This is a genomic window from Actinomadura sp. NPDC048032, assembly GCF_040653175.1.
Taxonomy (GTDB): Bacteria; Actinomycetota; Actinomycetes; order Streptosporangiales; family Streptosporangiaceae; genus Spirillospora; species Spirillospora verrucosospora.
On record NZ_JBEZJP010000643.1, the window covers coordinates 1 to 3113 of the forward strand.

The following is a 3113-nucleotide window of genomic DNA, read 5'->3' on the forward strand; positions in this document are numbered from 1 at the left end:
ACCGGTTTCCTCGCCATGGGAGCGGGCTGACCCCGGCGGAGGGTCAGTCGCCGACGGCGATCGGGTTGCCGGGGTCGGCCACCCAGTTCGACCACGACCCGACGTAGAGGGCGGCCGGGATGCCGGCGAGGTGGAGGGCGAGGATCTCGTGGGCGGCGGTGACGCCCGAGCCGCAGTAGGCGCCGACGTCGAGGGCGTCGGTGGCGCCGAGCTGCGCGAACCGCTCGCGCAGCAGCCCGGGCGGCAGGAACCGGCCGTCGACGCCGACGTTTCCTGAGGTGGGAGCGTTCCGGGCGCCCGGGATGTGCCCCGCCACGGGGTCGACCGGCTCCTGCTCGCCGCGGTAGCGCTCGGCGGCGCGGGCGTCCAGGAGCACGCCCGCGCGGGCCAGTTCCGCGGCGCCCTCGGCGTCCAGGACGGGCAGGCCGCCGGGGTGGGCGACGAAGTCGCCCGGCTTGGCCTCGGGCTCCTCCGTGCTCACCGGGCGGCCGGCCTCGGTCCAGGCGCGGTAGCCGCCGTCCAGGACGCGGACCCGTTCGTGGCCGAAGTAGCGCAGCGACCACCACAGCCGGGCGGCGGCCGTGGAGTCGGCGTCGTCGTAGACCACGACCAGGCTGTCGGCCGAGACCCCGGCGCGGCGCACCGCCGCCTCGAAGGCGGCGGGGTCCGGCAGGGGGTGGCGGCCGCCGGGACCGGGCGGCCCGGCCACGTCGCGGTCGAGGTCGACGAACACGGCGCCGGGCAGGTGCCCCCTGCGGTAGGACTCGATCCCCGGCGGCCCCGCCAGATGCCATCGGACGTCCAGCAGGACCACGTTCGCCTGCCGTCGGAGCAGCCGGTCCAGCGCGGGCACTTCGATGAGAGGGTGCACATCGCCAGTTTGGCCGCCGTTGCCCCGATTAGGGAGGGGCGAATCCGGGTTCATCTCAACTCCGCGGGATCTCAGGGCCGGGACGCGGTGAGCAGCGGCACCAGTTGCTCGGCCGGGACGAGGGAGCCGTGCATGCCGACCATCTGCTCCAGCCACGGCTCCCTTTCGGACGCCACGATCGCGAGGCCGGTGCGCGGGACGGCGACCACGTCGCCGATCCGCTCCAGCATCCCCGGGCCGATCGCGCCGAACCAGCCGTTCTCGACGGCGTGCTCGCGGCTCACGACCCACGCCCTGCCGCCCAGCGTCTCCGTCCAGGCGGCGAGCACGTCCGCGTGGGCGCCCGGCTCGCTGTAGACGTAGCGGGCGCGGGCATCCCCGCCGAGCAGGGCGACGCCCGCCGCCAGTCCGGGGACGGCGTCGACGTCGATCCGCTCGTCCGGGTCGACCATGCCGTGGTCGGCGGTCACGTGCAGCGACGAGCCCGGCGGCAGGCCCTCCGCGAGGCGCTGCGCGAGGCCGTCGACGTACCGGAGCATGTGCCGCCAGTCGGCGGAGCCGACCCCGAACCGGTGGCCGGTCGCGTCGAGCTCGGCGTAGTACACGGTGACGTAGGCCCGGTCGCCGCGGCGCAGGGCCTGCCCGGCGCGGTCGGCGAGCTGGTAGGGGCCGCGGCCCGCGATGTAGTCGGCGCCGCGCGTGGTGGCGCGGCTGAGGCTGGACCCCCGGTAGAGGGGCTCCGCCACGTAGGCGACCTCGACGCCGTGCGCGGCCGCCCGCCCATAGGCGGTCGGGACCGGCTGGAACGTCTCCGGGTCGACGGTCTCGTCGTTCCAGCGCAGGCAGTTCAGCAGCCGCCCCGTGCCGGGGATCGCGATCTGCACGCCGAGCAGGCCGTGCTCGCCGGGCGGGGCGCCGGTGGCCAGCGAGCCGAGGCTGCTGACGGTCGTCGCCGGGAACCCGGCCGTGATCGGGCCGCCGTCCATCGCGTTCAGGAACGGCGCCTCACGGGGATGGGCCCGCAGCTGCTCCCAGCCGAGGCCGTCGACCAGCAGCACGCAGACGCGCGGAACGCCGGGCAGGCCCAGGACGTTCGGCGCGTCCGGGACGCCCAGCGCTGCCAGCGCGGAGGACGGCAGGTCGGACAGCGCGGCCTCGCCGTAGCGCGGGACGGGCGGTTCGGAGAGGGCCGGCCCCTCCTCCCGGCCGGACCCGCCGCGCCGCTCGGCGGCGGCCGCGCTCACCGCGCGGTCACGGCGGACAGTTCCTCGGCGAAGGCCAGCACCTGGCTCACGGCGTCCGCGCCGTCCGCGGCCTCGCTGACCCGCAGCGACAGGTCGTCGGCCGTCACGCTGCCGGTGTAGCCGTGGTCGGCCTCGCAGTTCTCGTCGCCGCACGTCGCGGGTTCGAGGTCGATGTGGGCGATGGCGCCCCAGCCGATGGTCAGCACGACCTCCGTGGGCGGCACCCCGGGCACGTAGGACGCCGGGTCGGGGACGACCCGCGTCACCGCGACCGACTGGACGCGCTCCAGCTTGACGGCCTCGGTGGTGGTGGACGCGTGCGGCCGCGTCATGCCCTCGCCGGGCGGGTGCTCGTCGGTGTGGCACACCAGCAGCCGGCTCGCCGACAGCACGAGCACGGTCACGTGCCGCCGGACCTCCATCGCGGGGTCGAAGGTCGCCTCGTGGTGGACGACGTAGGCGGTGACGCGCTCGTCCCCGACGGCCGACTCGACCGCGTCCGCGACCAGGGCCGGGTAGTAACCGCTGCGCTCGATCGCCGTGCGCAGACCACTGACGGTCGCTCGGGTTTCCCTCATGGCCCCATCCTGCCCTGTCCGGGGCCGGACGCGCACATGAGCGCCGCGGCACGCGGTCATATGTCCGTGTGCGGGGTAACGCCCTTGTGCGGGTAACGTCCGCGTGCGGGGTACAGGGTGGGCATGGACGAGCATCCACTGCCGACCCCGCCGCCGGTGCCGCCGCCCACGCCGGACCCGGCACCTCCCCCGCAGCCCCCCGTGCCCCCCGAGCCGCCGCCCGGCCCCGCCCCGGGCCCCGCGCCGCGGCCGCCCGGACCGATCCCGCCCGGTCCCTCGCCGGAGCCGGTGCCGCCCGGCCCGCCGCCGGAGCCGTCCCCGCCCCCGCCGGGGCCCGAGCCGCTCCCGCCCGGCCCCGCGCCCGATCCCGTCCCGCCGACGCCGGAGCCCAGCCCTCCCCCGCCCCCGGGCTGACGGCGC

General features: G+C 76.8%; 4 protein-coding genes. All 4 read right to left on the reverse strand.

Annotation, left to right across the window (positions count from 1 at the left end):
* Nucleotides 1-43: 43 nt before the first annotated feature.
* Nucleotides 44-871 carry a sulfurtransferase gene (locus AB0C69_RS40490; protein ID WP_360361804.1) on the reverse strand — a complete coding sequence of 276 codons (828 nt, stop codon included), beginning with the start codon at nucleotides 869-871 and terminating at the stop codon, nucleotides 44-46.
* Between the two features lie 71 nt (nucleotides 872-942).
* A complete protein-coding gene (locus AB0C69_RS40495; RefSeq protein WP_360361807.1) occupies nucleotides 943-2115 on the reverse strand; it encodes a nucleotide pyrophosphatase/phosphodiesterase family protein in 1173 nt (390 codons plus the stop codon).
* A complete protein-coding gene (locus AB0C69_RS40500; protein ID WP_185026304.1) occupies nucleotides 2112-2693 on the reverse strand; it encodes a DUF5998 family protein in 582 nt (193 codons plus the stop codon). The genes AB0C69_RS40495 and AB0C69_RS40500 overlap by 4 nt, the downstream gene beginning before the upstream one ends.
* A gap of 56 nt (nucleotides 2694-2749) precedes the next feature.
* Nucleotides 2750-3113 (reverse strand): hypothetical protein (locus tag AB0C69_RS40505; protein WP_360361810.1); only part of this gene is annotated, 364 nt, incomplete at its 5' end.

What these genes read in the sequence shown, in the direction of transcription:
- AB0C69_RS40500 (WP_185026304.1), bottom strand. Translation starts at nt 2,693, where the DNA reads ATGAGGGAAACCCGAGCGACCGTCAGTGGTCTGCGCACGGCGATCGAG.